This window comes from Neobacillus terrisolis (genome assembly GCF_051233475.1).
In the GTDB taxonomy this organism is placed as follows: Bacteria; Bacillota; Bacilli; order Bacillales; family Cytobacillaceae; genus Bacillus_BU.
In genome coordinates, this window is sequence record NZ_JBKFGH010000013.1 from 185,916 (window position 1) to 204,606 (window position 18,691).

At 44.0% G+C, this 18,691-nt stretch carries 14 protein-coding genes and 1 pseudogene; 10 read left to right on the plus strand and 5 right to left on the minus strand.

Translation table 11 applies throughout. The features are described 5' to 3' along the window. Positions 1-447 precede the first annotated feature (447 nt). From mreB to ACI48O_RS09505, 4 genes are all read left to right on the plus strand, one after another. Positions 448-1,449 carry a rod shape-determining protein gene (gene mreB / locus ACI48O_RS09490; RefSeq protein WP_435561555.1) on the plus strand — a complete coding sequence of 334 codons (1,002 nt, stop codon included), beginning with the start codon at positions 448-450 and terminating at the stop codon, positions 1,447-1,449. Between the two features lie 169 nt (positions 1,450-1,618). Continuing rightward, positions 1,619-2,431 (plus strand): DNA-directed RNA polymerase subunit beta, encoded by an 813-nt coding sequence (locus ACI48O_RS09495; protein WP_435561556.1) that lies wholly within the window; start codon positions 1,619-1,621, stop codon positions 2,429-2,431. 434 nt (positions 2,432-2,865) lie between these two features. Further along, positions 2,866-3,300 (plus strand): 3-hydroxyacyl-ACP dehydratase FabZ, encoded by a 435-nt coding sequence (gene fabZ, locus ACI48O_RS09500; RefSeq protein ID WP_435561557.1) that lies wholly within the window; start codon positions 2,866-2,868, stop codon positions 3,298-3,300. A 152-nt stretch (positions 3,301-3,452) separates the two neighbouring features. Beyond that, complete coding sequence (locus ACI48O_RS09505) at positions 3,453-3,905, plus strand: hypothetical protein (protein WP_435561558.1); 453 nt, start codon at positions 3,453-3,455, stop codon at positions 3,903-3,905. Between the two features lie 51 nt (positions 3,906-3,956). On the opposite strand, the gene ACI48O_RS09510 is transcribed toward ACI48O_RS09505, so the two are convergent. Then, positions 3,957-4,400, minus strand: coding sequence for a YwpF-like family protein (locus ACI48O_RS09510; RefSeq protein WP_435561559.1), 444 nt, complete (start codon positions 4,398-4,400; stop codon positions 3,957-3,959). 259 nt (positions 4,401-4,659) lie between these two features. On the opposite strand from ACI48O_RS09510, the pseudogene ssb reads away from it, so the two are divergent. The 4 genes and pseudogenes from ssb to ACI48O_RS09530 form a co-directional block, all read left to right on the plus strand. Then, positions 4,660-4,977 (plus strand): annotated as a pseudogene (ssb, locus tag ACI48O_RS09515) (single-stranded DNA-binding protein); the annotation flags it as partial. Between the two features lie 225 nt (positions 4,978-5,202). Beyond that, on the plus strand, positions 5,203-5,436 hold the full coding sequence (locus tag ACI48O_RS09520; RefSeq protein WP_435561560.1) for a hypothetical protein: 234 nt from the start codon (positions 5,203-5,205) through the stop codon (positions 5,434-5,436). Positions 5,437-5,815: 379 nt separating this feature from the next. Beyond that, on the plus strand, positions 5,816-7,471 hold the full coding sequence (locus ACI48O_RS09525) for an SWIM zinc finger family protein (RefSeq protein WP_435561561.1): 1,656 nt from the start codon (positions 5,816-5,818) through the stop codon (positions 7,469-7,471). Positions 7,472-8,176: 705 nt separating this feature from the next. Continuing rightward, the gene (locus tag ACI48O_RS09530; RefSeq protein ID WP_435561562.1) at positions 8,177-9,877 is read left to right on the plus strand and encodes a glycoside hydrolase family 13 protein; all 1,701 of its coding nucleotides are present in this window, start codon (positions 8,177-8,179) and stop codon (positions 9,875-9,877) included. Positions 9,878-10,035: 158 nt separating this feature from the next. On the opposite strand, the gene ACI48O_RS09535 is transcribed toward ACI48O_RS09530, so the two are convergent. After that, the gene (locus tag ACI48O_RS09535; RefSeq protein WP_435561563.1) at positions 10,036-10,551 is read right to left on the minus strand and encodes a DoxX family protein; all 516 of its coding nucleotides are present in this window, start codon (positions 10,549-10,551) and stop codon (positions 10,036-10,038) included. A 296-nt stretch (positions 10,552-10,847) separates the two neighbouring features. Between ACI48O_RS09535 and ACI48O_RS09540 the strand changes: the two genes are divergently transcribed. Together ACI48O_RS09540 and ACI48O_RS09545 are read left to right on the plus strand one after the other, a co-directional pair. Beyond that, on the plus strand, positions 10,848-12,251 hold the full coding sequence (locus ACI48O_RS09540) for a zinc-ribbon domain-containing protein (RefSeq protein WP_435561564.1): 1,404 nt from the start codon (positions 10,848-10,850) through the stop codon (positions 12,249-12,251). A 15-nt stretch (positions 12,252-12,266) separates the two neighbouring features. Further along, positions 12,267-13,409 (plus strand): S1C family serine protease, encoded by a 1,143-nt coding sequence (locus ACI48O_RS09545; protein ID WP_435561565.1) that lies wholly within the window; start codon positions 12,267-12,269, stop codon positions 13,407-13,409. A gap of 102 nt (positions 13,410-13,511) precedes the next feature. Here ACI48O_RS09545 and ACI48O_RS09550 read toward each other — a convergent pair whose 3' ends face one another. From ACI48O_RS09550 to ACI48O_RS09560, 3 genes are all read right to left on the minus strand, one after another. Next, positions 13,512-16,505: a DEAD/DEAH box helicase gene (locus tag ACI48O_RS09550; protein WP_435561566.1), complete on the minus strand. Its 2,994-nt coding sequence runs from the start codon at positions 16,503-16,505 to the stop codon at positions 13,512-13,514. Further along, complete coding sequence (locus tag ACI48O_RS09555) at positions 16,498-18,123, minus strand: SWIM zinc finger family protein (RefSeq protein WP_435561567.1); 1,626 nt, start codon at positions 18,121-18,123, stop codon at positions 16,498-16,500. The genes ACI48O_RS09550 and ACI48O_RS09555 overlap by 8 nt, the downstream gene beginning before the upstream one ends. 171 nt (positions 18,124-18,294) lie before the next feature. Continuing rightward, a complete protein-coding gene (locus ACI48O_RS09560; RefSeq protein ID WP_435561568.1) occupies positions 18,295-18,606 on the minus strand; it encodes a hypothetical protein in 312 nt (103 codons plus the stop codon). Positions 18,607-18,691: the final 85 nt, after the last annotated feature.

The window sequence follows — 18,691 nt, forward strand, 5'->3', positions numbered from 1 at the left end:
TGAAAATGTTCCACTTTTGCTTAAAGGGAAGGAAAAGGAAGTCTGTTTTAGGCTTCTTTTTGCTTTTTACATAGCTGTGTTAAAGAACAATGTTGATTTTGAGCAACTGTTGATTGGAGAGGAAGGTGCGAGACTCCTGCGGGAGAAGGTGTCACGGGAGACCCCACAGGCGCTATGGCGCCGAGGAGGCTCCCGGACTCCCCCGCGGAAAGCGAGCACCTGGAGCGGAAATCAACAGCCAACTATAACAGAGCCTTTTAAAGATATTCTGCTAAATTTGACAAATTTCATCAAAAACATTATACAATTTGACAATTTCATTATTCCTTTTGACGAAAATATGTTAAAATAAACAATTAGGACAGAACTTTGCTCGTAGGCAAAACAGGGAAGGCATTTGTATTGAAGCTGGAACTGGCCAATTGTTTCAAGGAGGAACGAAAAGGAATGTTTGCTAGGGATATTGGGATCGATTTAGGTACGGCAAACGTGTTGATCCATGTTAAAGGCCGTGGAATTGTATTAAATGAACCGTCTGTGGTGGCGATTGATAAAAACACAAACAAGGTGTTGGCTGTTGGTGAAGAAGCAAGACGAATGGTTGGCCGGACACCGGGAAACATCGTTGCGATTCGCCCGTTAAAAGATGGCGTTATTGCTGACTTTGACGTAACAGAAGCAATGTTAAAGCACTTTATTAACAAGCTTAACGTAAAAGGCTTTTTATCTAAACCTCGAATTCTAATTTGCTGCCCAACCAACATTACAAGTGTTGAGCAAAAGGCAATTAAAGAAGCAGCTGAAAAAAGCGGCGGTAAAAAGGTTTATTTAGAAGAAGAACCTAAGGTAGCAGCTATTGGTGCTGGCATGGATATCTTCCAACCAAGCGGCAACATGGTTGTGGACATCGGCGGCGGAACAACTGATGTCGCAGTCCTTTCTATGGGAGACATCGTAACCTCCTCTTCAATTAAAATGGCCGGCGATAAATTTGATATGGAAATCCTTCAGTACATTAAACGCGAGTACAAGCTATTAATCGGTGAACGTACTGCTGAGGATATTAAAATAAACATAGCTACAGTATTCCCAGGGTCTCGCAATGAGAGCATGGACATTCGCGGTCGTGATATGGTTTCAGGCTTACCGCGGACCATTACTGTAGAATCTAAAGAAATTGAGCAAGCCCTTCGTGAATCGGTAGCGGTTATTGTTCAAGCGGCTAAAAGCGTACTCGAACGCACACCACCTGAATTATCTGCTGATATTATTGATCGTGGTGTCATTCTGACTGGCGGCGGCGCGCTTTTACACGGCATTGACATGCTTCTTGCTGAAGAATTAAAGGTTCCTGTGCTCGTGGCTGAAAATCCAATGGATTGTGTAGCGATTGGAACAGGAATTATGTTGGATAATATCGACAGAATTCCTTCGAGAAGATTCGGTTAATTTTATAAATCGGTCCGGTGTTTTTTGGAAAAAAACCAAAAGGTGCCGGACCTTTTTCAGCTTTTGACTTATTTCTACAAATTATTAATGTTTCTTTTATGAAATTTTTTTATAATAGAATAAACTAACGGATACTATTAAGGGAATTTCTCTAAAGGAGTACATATAAATGTCATTAACGGACACAAAGCAGGAAACTGCCAAAAAACTTAAAAATGTGGACGTCGGCTCAGCACAAGCAGAGAATGCAGCGGGCGTTACGGCAGTACAGGTTTTGGAAGCAGAGACTGTGGCTGTCGATAATGAGCTTATAAAAGTATTAGATACTGCGTCTATGATGATAACCGGCGGCGCGCCTAATCAGGATTGGGGAGTTGTGCCTAAGAAGGTTGCCGGGACTGTACAGGGTGGTGAGCCTGCTGTAGCGGTTGAGGACTCAGTTGGAGTTCCAGATGAAGTATCACACGCTCTAATTGGTGTAGAGGCTGTGCAAGCATCAAATGAAGTGCCAAACGCCCCAACAGGTGTTGACGCTATGCAAGCAATAAATGAGGGCCCTAACCCCCCTACAGATGCAGACACTATGCTTGAATTGTCAAAGGAAATTAAAGTGGCTGTGCAGCCTTCAGATGAGGCGCCACAAGCTATTGCTACGGAGGTAATCGAAACACCTATGCAACAGTCGGCTCAAGAGATACCTGTTCAGAAAAATAGCCCAACATCAAAGGATCCCGGGACACGTGAAAAAGTAAAACAAGAACGCACTCATCAGGAAAGTACTGAAGCTGATGGAAAAAGCCGAATCCGAATTCGCCTTATTCCGATTTGGCTCAGACTTGTTATCATCATCTTATTATTGTCATTCAGCCTCATGTCTGGAATGATGGTTGGTTACGGCGTGATCGGCGACGGGAAGCCTTTTGATGCCTTAAAACAATCAACATGGACTCATATTGTTGACATTATAAATAAAGAAAAATAGAGAACCGTTTCCTACGCATTTGCACCGATATATATCGGTGCTTTTTTCATAAGGAAAAAGCCGGGAGCCAGAAAATTTATAAGCTGGGTTATTGAGCGGACACAGAGGCCCTTATTTTGATAAAATAACCTGTTTTCTGGACTTAAGAGGACACAGGATCCCTTATTTAGTTAAAAACAGCTGAATAATGCCAATTTATTATCAAATAGCGGACTTGTTGTCCGCTTAGCACCTCAAAGTACCCCTTTTTGTTAAAATAACGGAACTGGTGTCCGCAAAAAAATTACTGACATCAAAATTCATTGATTTTAGCCCTGCAAACAGGTGGGGTAACGAAACCGGGGAGAGTCCCTTCCAAAAAAAACTCATATTTGTTTTTATGCCCATTTTTAGTACAATATAAATAGTACCAATTATTATGAGGAGGTCATAAAATGTTAAATATCGATCAAATAAAAGAAATTATTCCCCATCGCTATCCATTTTTACTTGTAGATAAAATTTTAGAAGTTGAAGCAGGCCAAAAGGCTGTAGGAATCAAAAATGTTACCGCTAATGAGGAATTCTTTAACGGACATTTCCCTGATTTCCCGGTAATGCCAGGCGTGTTAATTGTTGAAGCACTAGCGCAAGTGGGTGCTGTTGCAATGTTGATTAAAGAAGAGAACCGAGGTCGTTTAGCATTTTTCGGAGGTATCGATAATTGCCGCTTTAAACGCCAAGTAAGACCGGGAGACCAGCTTCGTCTTGAAGTGGAAATGACTCGTGTTCGCGGCTCAATTGGTAAGGGTAAAGGCGTTGCAACCGTAGATGGCGAAGTTGCATGTGAACTCGAAATGACATTCGCCTTAGGTCCAAAACAGGAATAACTATATATTGAATCAAATTGCTGTCCAAATATACTTTGGGCAGTTTTTTTATAAAAAATAATTGTGTAATTTGTTGAGTTAATTATGGGCAACCTAACTGCAGACCCGTGAATAAGGTCAACCATATGCAAACTTGAAAGGGGAATTACACAATGAAAAAGAGGCTTTTAATGTTAATTGGAGGATCAGTACTTTCTGCGTTTCTTTTAGTGGGCTGTAATAATGACCAGGAGCCGCCGCCAGAAGGAAATGATCCTGATGTGAACACAAATGCAGATGATAATTTAAACAACAATAATGGATTGGATAATAATGGTGTTCGAACAAAGAATTTCCGAGATCGTGACAACAACGACGGAATCCTTGATGATAACGGCGCACGTACCAACATTTTCCGCAACGGCGACGATGACAATGGGGTCCTTGATAATGACAGACGTGGGATTATGAATGATGACGACGACAATGACGTTCTTAATGGACCTAACGGCAATAACCGAAATACGAGAGATAACGGAGACGTTATCAGAGATAATAACGAACGCGGTGAAGATATGATTGAAGACAGAAAAGATGTAAGAGATCGCGACCGTAAAGACGACTAAAAATAATGGCTGTTCCTCGGGCACAGGAGCAGCCATTCTTTTTATCCGCCTTCAATTTGCCGTTTTATTTGCCGGGGTCAGGTAGGGTTTATTTCTCATTTTTTCCCGGAATTCATTTAGTAATGCTTCACCGGTTAGCCCTTTGTTCAATAAGTCCTTCAGTATTACTTCTGCATAATTTTTCCGTGCATTTCTTTTTAACGTCCCCTGGAGCATGACAGAAATATTTTTTTCTAATTTTCTTACCGACCGAGTTTTAATATGGAAGGAGACGGGGTCATTGTCTTTCTTGGTGATGACGACGCGAATAATGAACTCCTGTTGGGTTTGCATTGCTTTTTCAAAAAAATCGAAATGAACCGGCTTAGTATAAACTTCAATCAGCCAGTTGTTTTGTTCATCTTCTTTATTGATGATTAATCCGTCCACCAAATCGATTTCCTTGAACGAGTCGTTCTCGAACACCTCTAATGAGATGAGTTTAAATGTTTTCATTCTCATTCCTCCTTTCATAATTTGTCCAAATTATACCATACTGCTTTAAAGGAGCGAATTCCTCCATTTGTCGAAAAATATTTGCTGAAATATTCATTTTTTTATTTTTAAGGGAGTAATCCCATTGAAAAATCGATTTTTACCCTGGAATTTGCCAATTATGGGTGTGTTTTTGGCTCAAAAACAAATTTTTACAGATTTTACTTTAGGATGTAAAAATCGATATCATGGAAGCATCAAAAGAGAGAGGAGATGAGACATGATCAATCAGGTAACACTGGTAGGCCGATTGACGAAGGATCCGGAATTAAGGGCGACGACCGATGGAGTACCCGTCACCCATATTACCTTGGCAGTAAACCGCCATTATAAGAATCAGCAGGGACAAATCGAAGCTGATTTTGTGCAGTGCACACTGTGGCGGAAAGCGGCTGAAAATACCTCGCTTTATTGCCGTAAGGGTTCCGTGGTTGGGATTACGGGCCGAATTCAGTCCCGTCATTACGATAATCATGAGGGGAAAAGAGTGTATGTAACAGAAGTTGTCGCCGAATCTGTGCAGTTCCTAGGCAAAAAAGTAACAGAGACGGTGCCAACAGTACAAGCAGTGCAAGCAGTGCCAACTGTGCAAGCTGTGCCAACAGTACAAGCTGTATCAACTGTACAGTCAGTGTCAACGATGCCGAGCCCTGCACCAGTGCCAGTTGCCAGTTCTGGCCAAGAGCAGCCGCCGCTCGATTCTGGCTCTGAGCCCGCATCGATTTCTCTTCCATTCTAAAAGTAGCAAAAGGAGGCGTGCCCCTTGGAGTTAAAGGAATCAATCGAACAGGAGATGAAATTGGAGCAACTGATTGAAAGCCTAATCGTCATGCAGGGGCGTTCCAATCGGAGGCTGGAGGAATTATTAAAACGCGTTCACCAAATCGAGCAATATATATTAGAGGCAGGCCCGCAAGCCACGGCAACCCAACCCCTTGATGAAGGCTATTCCTTTATCGCTCGACTAGAGAAGGGAAAAACAACCCCGAAATCATAAAGAATCCACAAAAACTACCTACATTTCATACAATTCACCAGGCCTAGGCTTTACTCTGTTTTAGTGAAAAGACCAGCTATCTTAAAAATCTCAAATATCTCAAAACCAAAACCGGATTTACCCTGCCCATTTACTGTCCATCCCTAAAAAGAATCAATGACACCCGCGCCCATCCTCACCTTCAGGTGCCTGTCCTTTTTGGACAGGCACCCTTTTTCTTTTTCACATTAAAGCACCGGGGGACAGTCCCCCGGTGCTTTAATGTGAAAAAGTAGCCCGCCTTAAATCTATTAAATAATTACCAGAAATGAGTATAAAGTGATAGGGAAAGATGTGATAATGATAGGGTAAATGATTTGCTTTTTTGGGGTGAGAGACGATGATGCTGACAGATTTAGAACAATATTTTGATGATCGAATTCTGCAACGGGGAATCGACTATTTTGATAAAAACAAAGTTAGGGATCTTGAAAAAACAGGTGACAATCATTATAGGGCAAAAGTGGCTGGCTCAGAAGTTTATGCCGTGGAACTAGGTTTAAGTGACTCTGGAAAAATTATCAGCTCCTATTGCGATTGTCCTTATGCCTATGATCATTATTGTAAACATCAAGCAGCAGTACTATTGGCAATCAAACATGAGCAGTCTGGAGAGAATTCGATGCACCCATCACATCCTACAAACCAATTAAAAGATATTCTAATTAATCTTAAAAAGGAACAATTAGTTGAATTGGTTCTTGATATTGCTGACCGGGATCCCGATATGGAAAAACAGCTCCTGTTCAAATACGGGACGGACGAGAACGAGGTAGCGGATAGCAAGAAATTGATTAGACAATATATAAACAGTGCAAAGCGAAGAGGCTTTATCGAATGGCGTTATGTGGATACGGCACTCCAAGGAGCCGATCTGACACTTCAAAAGGCGAGAAATCGTATAGAAAGCGGTGATCCTGAAAGGGCTGTATTATTGTCGATCGCTGTGCTGTCCATCGTGATAAAAATGTTCGATTATAGCGACGATTCAAATGGCAGTATCGGTGCGGTTTTAAATGAGGCAGCAAACACCATCGATGATGCGGTAACCACCAACTTGTTGAGTTTATCAGAAAAAGAACAAAAAAAGCTGTTTGAGTTAATTTTAAAAGAGGCTATGAACAGCCGCTACGATGGCTGGGTGGACTGGAGATATGACTTGTTAAAGGTTTGTACATATTTTTGTAATCAACCAGATTTACGTGAAAAGCTTGAGAACCAGCTAAGTATACAAATGAATCAAATAAAGCTAGACTCTTGGGGTTCTAAATTTGAAAAAATAAGTATTAAACTGTTGCAGCTAGAAATCATTGAGCGTTGGGACGCTCCAGTAGAGGCTGAAAAATTCATCTATGAAAACATCGATTCTATCGAATTCAGAAAAAAGGCGATTAACAGAGAGTTTGAAAAAGAGAATTTCGAGAAGGTTATCTCACTCTGTTTGGAGGGTGAAGAAGCTCATAAGGGTACCGGTTATGTAAAGGATTTGAAGCAGTACCGCTATCAAGCTTATGAATTGCTTGGAGATAGTGAGAACCAAAGGAAATTAGCTTTTGAGCTGATTATCGCAAATGAATTTAAGTATTATGCTAAGCTTAAAAACCTTTATGCTCCGAGTGAATGGGAGGCTGTTTTAAATCAGATCGTGGAGGGTTTCCAAGGGCATCAAACGAATACTTATCTGTCCATCTTAATCGAGGAGAATCTAACAGACCATATCCTCGAATATTGCAAAGAATATCCTTCCTATATTCTAGACCTGTATCCTCATCTAATAGAGGGGCATTTAGCAGAGGTAAATAATCTGTTCATAGATTATATCGAAGCCGAAGCAGAAGCTGCTACTGACAGAAAAAAATATAAAAAAGTCTGCGGCTTCATTAAAACATACAAAAAGGCATGCGGAGCCAACAATGCTCAAGAATTGGTCAACCATCTAAAACAAAAATACCCACGAAGACCAGCATTCCTAGAAGAACTAACCAAACTAAAGTAACGCACTAAAGCACCGGGGGACAGTCCCCCGGTGCTTTGCAGCTTTAAAGGATGTGGGGACAGTCCCCACATCCTTTAAAGTGAAAAAACCCTCTGGGCCGGGGAAGGCCGGAAGGGGGGGAGACCGGCTCTTGCTTTGCCCAGAGGGGTTTTTTGCTATATTTTACGCAGATAAATTGCGGCTGTTGCATCATGTATGGAAATCGTTTTTGTATATTTACTACACTGTAAATATAACAAACCTAGAGGCAAAAAAGTAGATTTTGCTCACTAATTCACAAATCCGTAAAAACAATTTGAACAATTTATTACATTCCGATAGTAGAAACCTATAAACCTATAAACAACTTCAACGAATGAGGATATTCCTCTGCGTATAGTTAAAAATTGTTATGATAAATGAAAAGCTAGGTTTTAAAGAGGATCAATCCGGCAACGATGGAAGATAATGAAGGAAGTTTCAACAGTGGTTTAATAGTAGCACCGCAAATCATTTAAACGAGAATAATTTGGTAATAAGAGAAATTCAGTTTTTTAGGGATAAAGTGCTAAACGAGGTGCATTTTCTTCAAAAGCACCAACTACTCATTAAACCCGTATAATAATGTTGATGACGCTTACATCAACTCGCATTACAACAAACAAATTATTTTTCAACCAAAACAAAAACACCCTTTAACTATAAAAAAACCAGTGAGGAGTTATCATGAAGAAAGTATGGTGGAAAGAAGCAGTTGCCTATCAAATCTATCCTCGGAGCTTTATGGATTCAAATGGGGACGGCATCGGTGATATTCAAGGCATCATCTCAAAACTAGACTATTTAAAAGACCTTGGCATCGATGTGATCTGGGTTTGCCCTATGTTCGAGTCGCCCAACGATGATAACGGTTATGACATTAGCAACTATCAGGAAATCATGGCTGACTTCGGAACAATGGCCGACTTCGACCAGCTCTTAACTGAGACGCACCACCGCGGGATGAAGCTGATCCTCGATCTCGTCATCAATCACACGAGTGACGAGCATCCGTGGTTCATCGAATCCCGCTCATCAAAAGATTCCCCGAAGCGGGATTGGTATATTTGGCGAGATAGCAAGAATGGCGCAGAACCTAATAACTGGGAAAGTATTTTTAACGGACCTGCCTGGGAGTACGATGAGCTAACAGACCAATATTACCTGCACCTTTTTTCCAAAAAACAGCCAGACCTTAATTGGGAAAACAAACAGGTTCGTGACGCCCTCTATGAGATGGTCAATTGGTGGCTCGACAAAGGAATTGACGGGTTCCGAGTCGATGCCATTAGTCATATTAAAAAAGAAGAGGGCCTTGCCGACATGCCAAATCCGTACGGGCTCAAATATGTCCCTGCCTTTCCAAAAATGATGAACGTTAACGGGATCCATCCTCTCCTAAAGGAGCTTAAGGAAGCCACGTTCTCAAAATATGACATCATGACCGTTGGCGAAGCAAATGGCGTCTCTATCGACGATATTGAGCTTTGGGTCGGTGAGCAGGAAGGAAAGTTTGACATGGTGTTCCAGTTCGAACACATGGCCCTTTGGGATGTTGAAAAGAAGAAAGAACTCGATATCATCGAGCTGAAACAAGTGCTGTCACGCTGGCAAAAAGGGCTGGAAAACAGCGGCTGGAATGCCCTTTTTATCGAAAATCATGACAAGCCGCGCATGGTCTCAACGTGGGGGAATGACCGGGAATTTTTGCGTGAGAGCGCAACTGCGTTTGCTGCGATGTACTTCCTGATGCAAGGTACGCCCTTTATCTACCAAGGCCAAGAAATCGGCATGACCAATGTCCATTTCGAATCGATTGACGACTATAATGATGTCGCGGCCAAAAATCTTTACCAAGCTAAGCGGGAGGAAGGCATTCCGCATCACGAGATTATGGAGATCCTTTGGTCCTCTAGTCGTGATAATTCCCGTACACCGATGCAATGGTCAAGGGAAGAATGCGGCGGCTTTACTACTGGTAAGCCTTGGCTAAAAATAAACCCGAACTACCGGAAAGTGAATGTGGCGGCCCAGCTTCAGGATCCCGATTCCATCCTAAGCTTCTATAAAAAAATGATTCGCATAAAAAAGGAGAATGAGGTGTTCACGTACGGCAGCTACGACATGCTCCACGAGTTTCACCCGGAAATCTTTGCTTATAGGCGGACATTAGAGAATGACAAGGTCGTGGTGATCGCAAATCTATCTCCACAAGAAGTTGGGATGGATTGCGTGCCTGGTCAAGTGGATGGGCATGGGAACGATTCAGGGCAAGTATTGGAGTATGAAAACTTGCTCCTAAACAACTACGAAGTCCCAAAACACGAACCCCTCCAAACCATCGAGCTCAAACCCTATGAAACAAGAGCATACCGCCTAACACTTTAACACACCACAGCGCCGGGGGACTGTCCCCCGGCGCTGTACAGTTTTAAAGGAGTGGGGGACTGTCCCCCGCTGCTTTAAAGTGAAAAAATCCCTCTTGTGAAGGAGCTGGCCGGAAGGGGGGACCGGTGCTCACTCGCCAAGAGGGATTTTACGATATATTAAGAGTTTTTATTAGCTAATGTTTCGGTATTTTTGAATACAGTTTTGCGGATGAATGGAATCACCCAGCGGTCTAAGCCGTACTTACCAGCATTATAGCCAGAGAATAGAATAATCATTCCTAAGAAAATGTCAGTTGGATTGTGAGAAACGGTTCCCGCCAAGAAGAATGAGAAGTTCATAACAAGGCCGAAGAACATTGCTGCAGTTGTTAAGCAGCCAAGAATTAATCCTAAACCAATTAAGAATTCGCCAACTGGAACGATTGTATTAAAAATATCGATGTTTGGTAGGGCGAAATTTTCTAAGAAGTGTACGTACCATCCATAAACCATGTTGCCGTCTGGACCTTTCACCGGATTTGCTACTGCATTTTGCAAGTATCCAGAAGCGTCAAACCCTTCACCAGTTAATTTTCCCCAACCTGCTGTTAACCAAGAATAACCAAGATATAGACGAAGGAATGTCAAAATTCCTGCTGCAATTTTGTTTTCTCTTAAGAAATTTACTACCATTTGAAACAACTCCTTTAATAGGTTATGTACATTTATTACAATGTAAATATAACAAACTAAACCAACAATTGGGTGATTATGATCACTATTTCACAATTCCGTAAAATCATTTTGAACAATTTGTTACACAGGCATAGTGAAAACCCATTCCGATTGTAATAGACCTGCAAGAATTATTAGTTATCCTCTGTTCTACTTTTTAAAAAACTTCACAAATGCAGTCTGCCTTATTTTTACAATTGTGTTAAATTTAGAAATAGGGTATTGATTAAAAATTAAATAAGGGGGGGAGTAAGGTGTATTGTCATCAATGTGGTTCTAAGCTGCAGGAGGGATCCCGCTTTTGTTCCTCATGTGGAGCAAATGTTAGTCAGGATTTAAATCCACCAAATGCACCTATTCAAGAAGAAACTAGCTCTACTAAAGCTTATGATGATTCAAGCAGTAAGGTGTGGGCAGTTGAAGCGGAGGCTGAACCATCTCCAAAGTTTGAGGCGGAACCTGAAGGAAAAGAAAACCCGGAAGAAGTGCCTGAATCAGCTCTAGTAGAGGTTGCTGCCGCAGTCCAAGCCCAGGCCCAGGCAAAAATAAAAAATGAGGGGCAGCCTCAGCAAAGAGCTGCAGCACAAAATGAAGAAACAAGCCTATCTAAGAAACTCGCTAAATACCTATTTGTTATCATTCCTCTCATAAGTCTCCTCGGAGTGTCGGGCGGTGTTTATGCTTATTACAACCACGAAACAAACGTCAATCAGCAGGTCAAAGAATTAAAGACAGAAGCAGAAAAGATGGCCCTCAAAGGACAATACGAAAAGGCCATCAAAGCCTTAGATAAGGGAATCAAACTCCGCCCAGATTATAAGCTGTTAAAAACAGAGAAAGAAACCGTTAAACTCGCAGAAAGCTATTCCAAATCAATGGACAAGGTTGCAAACTTTATTAAAACTAAGAAGTTTGAGGATGCGACAAAGGAACTAAACACGCTAACGGAGAAGGTTAGTAAACAAAAGGGCCCTTTATTTGAACCGTTCAACCAACAACTGAAGGAAAAAGAGGTAAGTATTACTGTAGGAAAAATAAAACAAGAGCTTGATGGCTTGAACACCATTGATGAGCTAGGCGGCAAGCTTACGGTCGTTGCTTCCCTTTCATCAGCAGAAGCGAATGCAGTAAAGACGCAGATTCTAAATAAAATTATTCAACTGGCAAGTGATCAAGCTGAGAAATACTTACAGGATAAAGATTTCAGCAATGCAATTTCCGTTCTGGATAATGGTCTGTCTTACTCAAAGGAAGACGCAAAATTGCTCGCCTTTAAAGAAAGAGTTCAATCCGAAAAAACGTCCTTTGAAAAAGCAGAACAGGAACGGATCGAACAGGCAATGGAAGCTGCCGCTAAAGAGGATTTAAAAAATCATACAGCTGCCGTTGACGTAACTAGTTTTGAAGTGGAACAAGATGAGTATGGAGATCTTTATCTTTATGGCGAGGTAAAAAGCAGTGCGACAACCTCTATCTATTCTGTAAAGATTGAATACACCATCTATGATGAGTCAGGGGCCTATTATGATGATAGCTATACAACAGTTTACCCATATTATTTAGCACCTGGAGAAACGGGGAACTTTGAAGATATTATTTATGGAATTGATGGAAATGTAAAGGTTGAGATTGATAACATAACTTGGTATTTGGATTAAAGGCAGGTGAGGACAATGAAATGGAACTGGAAATGGATTTTAAGTATAGCGACCACATTAATGATATGGGGAGCAGGAATTTATTCTTATACCTATATTAAAAAAGAAGTCCCTAATAAGTTGCCAGCTACATCAAGTATTATTTTTAATGAAAAAACAGCCAAAGCGAAAAAGGTAAATGATAGCCCGGAATTAAAGGAAATCATTCATGATGTTCAAAAGCTTGTGGTGAAAATTGAATTACCTGATGGTTCGCTCGGCTCGGGTTTTCTTTATAATGATAAAGGCGATGTGATTACCAATGCCCACGTAGTGGCGAACGCGAAGGATGTAAAAGTGAAAACCGCGGATTCCCGTGAATTATCCGGAACCGTAATTGGAATTAGTGAAGAAACGGATGTTGCGCTTGTCCGAGTTGCTGGTCTGGCAGGTACTGAGCCTTTAAAAATGGCTTCAAAAAAAGCTGAAGTCGGAGATGAGGTTCTTGCTCTCGGCAGTCCATTGGGATTACAAAATACCGTTACAACGGGAATTATTAGCGGAAATGACCGTGATTTCGATATAGAGCCTTTTCATTATGAGGATGTCTATCAAATCTCTGCGCCGATTGCTCCTGGAAATAGCGGGGGACCATTAATCAATAGTAAAACAGGAGAAGTTCTGGGAGTTAACTCTGCCGGAATGGATGAAGGTTCGATCGGTTTCAGCATCCCTATCATTAATATTGAAAAATTGATAGAAGGCTGGTCGGCCAATCCATTAACAACATTACCTGATATTGCTTTCGGTGATGAAGGGTATGCTTACGAGGATGAGCAGGTATCTAAGGAAGAAGTGGCGGAGTATTTAGTAACGTATTTCTACGAAAATTTAAATTACGGCGATTATGTCACAGCCTATTCTCTCTTAGGAAGCTCATGGCAAACAAAAACTGTTTATGAATCCTTTCGACAAGGCTATCTAAATACAGAAGCTGTTGAGATTGACGACATTACCTCATCCGCATCTGGTGAGAAAGTGACGACGACAGTATTTATAACAGCAGAAGAAAACGACAATGGCGATACAAAGTATAGTAAATATAAAGTCACGTACGAAATCGGCTTAGAAAATGACCAAGTGAAGATCCTATCGGGAGAAGGAAAAGAAATAAAATAAGAATAGCGAGGGGCAGTCCCCCACCACATCAACGCAGCACAGCGCCGGGGGACAGTCCCCCGGCGCTGTGCTGCGTTAAAGCTTACCATATCCCATATCCACTTACCCCAGCGTCAGCAGCTCCTCCAGCTCCCGATCACCCAGCTCGGTAATCCAGCTCTCACTCTGAATAATCTGCTCATTCAGCGACTGCTTCTTCTCGAGCATCGCGTCAATCTTCTCCTCCAGCGTCCCGGTACTAATCAGCTTATGCACATGCACAAACCGATCCTGCCCGATCCGGTACGCCCGGTCCGTCGCCTGATTCTCCACCGCCGGATTCCACCAGCGGTCGTAATGAATCACATGATTCGCCGCCGTCAAATTCAGCCCCGTCCCCCCAGCCTTCAAGCTCAGCAAGAACACCGGAAACTCGCGGTCCTGGAACCGCTCAATCATCACATCGCGCTGCTGCTTCGGCACCGAACCATTCAAAAACGGCACATCAAGACCCAACCGGCCGCGCAACAGCCCGCGAATCATCTCGCCCATCTCAATATACTGCGTGAAAATCAAACAACTCTCACCGCGAGCCACAACAGCATCGACCAGCTCGACCAGCTTCTCCATCTTCGCAGACCGCTCCAAAACCCCACGCGGCTTAACCTCTTTCAAATACAACGCCGGATGATTACACAGCTGCTTCAACCGACCCAACATCTGCAAAATCAAGCCCTTTCGCTCAAACCCCGACAACGACTCAATCTCCGCAAACGTATCCTTCACCAGCTGTTCATACAACGAGGCCTGCTCCGCCGTCAGCGGGCAATACTCCTTCTGCTCCAGCTTATCCGGCAAATTCAACGCCACTTCCTGATCCTTCTTCGTCCGCCGCAGCAAGAACGGCCGAATCAACGCCTGCAGCCGCTCCACCACAGCCTTATCGCCATCCTTCTCAATCGGCGCCACAAACCGCTTCTGAAACTGCGTCAAACCACCCAAATACCCATGATTCGTAAAATCAAAAATCGACCACAGCTCGCTCAACCGATTCTCCATCGGCGTCCCCGTCAGAGCAATATGATGTTGCCCGCGCAGCTTCCGCACCGCCCGCGACTGCTTCGTTGCCGCATTCTTAATATTCTGCGCCTCATCAATCGCAATCGCACTCCACGTCAGCCCCTCAAACTCCTCAAAATCAAGATGAGTCAAGCCATACGACGACAACACAATATCCACCGACTCAGCCCGGGCCCGAAACTCCTCGCCCTTCAACCGGCCAGCCCCATAATGCAAATACACCCGGGTCCCAGGCGCAAACCGCTCAATCTCCTTCTGCCAGTTCCCAAGCACCGACGTCGGACAAATAATCAGCGCCGGCCCAGCTGACCCAGATCCCGCCCCTGCACTTCTTTCTTTTATTAAAAGTAAATAAGATAACAGCTGTACCGTTTTCCCGAGTCCCATATCATCAGCTAGAATTGCCCCGAAACCAGTCTGCCTCAAAAACCATAGCCAGCTCATCCCCAGTTGTTGGTAAGGTCTGAGCTCACCCTTAAACCCAACCGGAACCGGCTCCAACGGAATTTCCTTCACTTCATTGAGCTGGCGCACCATCTGCTTCCATTGCCGGTTCAACTCAATTTGAATCCGCGCAAACGCCTTCGGATTATCGAGCTCATCCTCATCTGAAGCAGCCTCATCTGCCAACAGCTCCTGCTCCAATAAATCACGAACATGAAGCCCCTGCTTATCCGCCTTCTTCATCAAATCCTGAATCTGCCGGATAAACTGCGGATCGAGCTTTATCCAACGCCCGCGCACATACACTAAGCGCCGCTTTTCCTCGACCATCTGCTGAAATTCAGACTCCGACAGCTCCACACCATTCATCGAGAAACGCCAGTCATAATCAAGTAGCGCCTGCAAGCCCACATAAGACGGGCCACGCGTAGATGAACCCTTCACGCGCGCCTTTACCTTCAAATTTGTATTTTTCATCGCCTGCCACCAAGCCGGCAATAATATCTCTACACCTAAAGCGACCAACGTCTCGCTCGCCTCAGTCAAGAACTCCCACGCCTCAAACTCCGTTAGCCTGGACGTGAGCCGTTGAGCACGCCCGCGACCAGCCAGCCACGGAAACAGCCCGACCCAGCGCGCCTCTTCAACGGCAACCTTCCCAAGGAACGGCCGCCACTTCAAAGGAATGCCATCCTCCTCAACAACGCGCATGCCAGTCTCCAAATCAACAGGGTCATCAATTCGCACGACAAAGTCCGCTTCATCCGCCGCTTTCCCGCGCAAAAACACGTTCAAGCTCCATTCCTGGTCTGCCTCAGCAGGCTCCTCCAGCTGCAACCCAATCGTAAACGGTGTCGGGTCATCCTTTAAGCCAATCCACTGCAGCCAAGACTCCTCATCAAAGAAGTGCGCCAACGCCTTCGCCGAAACACCCTGCTCACGCAAATGCGCCAACTTCTCGCCAAACAGCGCCTTCATCGCCTCATTCCGCGCCAAATAAGCATCCAACGCCCCATTAAACCAATCCCCAATAAAATGCAACATGGGGACGGTTCTCGTGTCACCAAAATCTCCTTCCGCCTCATCGACTGACTGTGAACCAAGAACCGCGCCCGCCGCAGCAACATCCGGTGACACGAGAACCGTCCCCCCGTCACCAACACGTTGATCCCAAAACCCCGGACCAAACTCACTTACGACACGCTCAGGCAAGGCCCAGCGAAACGCCGACTCTTCCTCCCAAGCCGAAAAATCCGGAAGCCAATCGCGCTCCATCACCGCTTCATAAATCGCCGGTGCCGCCGCCATACTGGCCTGAGACAAATCGTCCCAATCCCACTCAATAAACCGGTTGAACGGCTCCTTTGCGAACAGCGTCACCAGGTCCCAGCCGTTCAATACAACGCCTTCCTCGCCATCCACAAAGCTGCTTTCCACCATCGTGCCAAAAAAGCTTTCTTCATGGTGGAAAAACAATAATTTTTTCCAGACACTAACAGGCACAATCTCGCCGGTATCCTTCTCTGCTTTTAAAAAATAACGACCAGCATCCAAAGGGAAGAGGTGAATTTTCACATATCTTGATTTAAGCATGGGTCAACTTCCCCCTTATACATTCCTCTTGAAACGCCCGAAGCCGCTTCGTCTGAATTTGGAGCAGCTCGAAAAACCGCTCCCAATCCTCGAGCCGGTCTAATTTTTTATAAATCGTCCGCACCTTCTTCATCATCCGCACTGCTTCACGATAGCCGCCGCGATTTTTCAGTTCAATACTCGCCTGAATCGCCTGATGATAAAGAGGGAGGAGGGCAGCCGGCTCACGCTTTTGCACCTCTTTAATCCGCTCTGAATCCATATAGTGAAGATCGAAGCCGATAAAGGCCTGCAGCTCGATCCATTTTTCAAAAGAACCTTGCTTATATAAAAACGTATCATAGACACGAAAACTGTACGGCAAGCATTGAACTAGCGTCCGCTCAAATAAATCCACACGGTCGAGCACGTCGCAATAAGGTGCAACGAGATCCATCGCCAGTCCGGTAAAATCAACACAAGCATCATAATCGCCAAGGAACTCCAAGTATGGATGCAGCCGCGAAACGAACTGCTCCACAAACGGTCCAACCCGTTTCCATTCCTTTTGCGAGCTCAATACCTCCATCCAGTAAAGCAAGTATGGAACGACCTTTGTCTCAAGCCCTGCCAATGAATCAAGCGCCTGCTCATCATTCCGTGCCAATATATGCTGATGAACCAAACCAAGCAGCAATGGCAAATCGCCATCACAGCGCTCCAGCTCAACATATAGCCGCTGCCGTTCCTCGCCGCGCCACTGCGACTTCTTAAACATCTGACTCCACAGCAGCCGGTACAGGTGAATTCCTTCGTACTCAACGACCTTGTTCACTGCCAGCAAGCCGCGCGCATCATCCTTTAATTTTTCAATAAAACCATCAAACGCAAACGGCATAGAAGAAACCGACAGCCGGATCATTGCCTTCTCAACATCCTCAATCATCGTATGAAAAAGGTTGCGATAATAACGATCCACCATGCTATCCGTGTGGCCAAACTCCTCACTAAGCCCAGCCAGCATCAAAAATGACTGCACCGCGGCAATCAACTCGTACAAATAGCGCCACTCTAACTCAACAGGCGAATCGGCCTTAACCCGCCGCCAATAAACATTAAACAAATCGCCAACGACATAAGGATTGGGCCGTCCTTGCCCATACATGATCGACTCAAAGCTTCCGGAAAAAGTCGCGGTCCAATCCTCATAGTTCGCTTCCAGCTTCTTCGTTGACTTCAACAAATCCCGCGCCGTCTGCATTCCCAATATGGTAGCAGAATTCCGCGCCTTCAAGGGCTGGCGCCAATCCTCAACCCAAGTCGCAACACTGCCAACCTGAGCCAATGCTTGAAAAAACACTGCCATCTGGTGCCGGCAAAATCCCTCTACCGGACAAGAGCATGTGCTTGCCTCAAGATCCTCCAAATCAAGCTTCACATAAACAGGCGTAACATCCTGTACAGAAGCGGACACTTTATCTCCATCAAAGCGCAGCTGATGCACAAGCCCCTGACGAAACAAGAGCAGCCCCTTTTGAACAAGCTTCCCGTGCTCATCATTTTCCGAGCGCAACAGCCCCTTTAAATTACGCGCAGCAGCGTCCAACATCTCCGCTGTATATTCACTAATGGTCGCCACAACAACCAACCCCTTAAAAAACCATATTCTTTTATTATACCAAAAATATGGAGAAAAAACGGCTTGACCCTTGGGTAAAATTAAAGCAGCCAATCAGTGCAAAATTATTGTTTTAAAAAAACATTACCGGCAAAAAAAATCCGCCAGGACCACCCCGGCGGAAACGAAACGCTATTCTTGATATAAATAATAATCCTCTTCCTTTTGACTCTTATATCGGAACATAATCGAAAAGATAAAAATAACCGCAGTCAACACCCAAGTAAACAAGAACGCCATCCCAAGCCCAACGCTAGTACCTAGCGAAGGATTTTCCAGCTCCCCATATACGGTATATAGAACCGGATATGCCATGCAACTATATACAACCAAGAAAGCGGCAAATTTCCCCGCCGTTTTTGTCTCAACCTTCGAATAAACTAACAAAAACCCAAAGAAGAGCATAAGCAATGATAAAACAGTCACCAATAATAAGCTATGCAAAGCAATCTCTCCCTTACTTTTTAAAGTAAATTATTATTTCGACAAAATTTCGAAAATTCCTTCTAAAAATTAAGAATATTTTAAA

Bases quoted from the DNA above. Each gene is read 5' to 3' on its own strand.
- mreB (WP_435561555.1), top strand. From the start codon at position 448: ATGTTTGCTAGGGATATTGGGATCGATTTAGGTACGGCAAACGTGTTG.
- ACI48O_RS09495 (WP_435561556.1), top strand. From the start codon at position 1,619: ATGTCATTAACGGACACAAAGCAGGAAACTGCCAAAAAACTTAAAAAT.
- fabZ (WP_435561557.1), top strand. From the start codon at position 2,866: ATGTTAAATATCGATCAAATAAAAGAAATTATTCCCCATCGCTATCCA.
- ACI48O_RS09505 (WP_435561558.1), top strand. From the start codon at position 3,453: ATGAAAAAGAGGCTTTTAATGTTAATTGGAGGATCAGTACTTTCTGCG.
- ACI48O_RS09510 (WP_435561559.1), bottom strand. From the start codon at position 4,400: ATGAAAACATTTAAACTCATCTCATTAGAGGTGTTCGAGAACGACTCG.
- ACI48O_RS09525 (WP_435561561.1), top strand. From the start codon at position 5,816: ATGATGCTGACAGATTTAGAACAATATTTTGATGATCGAATTCTGCAA.
- ACI48O_RS09530 (WP_435561562.1), top strand. From the start codon at position 8,177: ATGAAGAAAGTATGGTGGAAAGAAGCAGTTGCCTATCAAATCTATCCT.
- ACI48O_RS09535 (WP_435561563.1), bottom strand. From the start codon at position 10,551: ATGGTAGTAAATTTCTTAAGAGAAAACAAAATTGCAGCAGGAATTTTG.
- ACI48O_RS09545 (WP_435561565.1), top strand. From the start codon at position 12,267: ATGAAATGGAACTGGAAATGGATTTTAAGTATAGCGACCACATTAATG.
- ACI48O_RS09550 (WP_435561566.1), bottom strand. From the start codon at position 16,505: ATGCTTAAATCAAGATATGTGAAAATTCACCTCTTCCCTTTGGATGCT.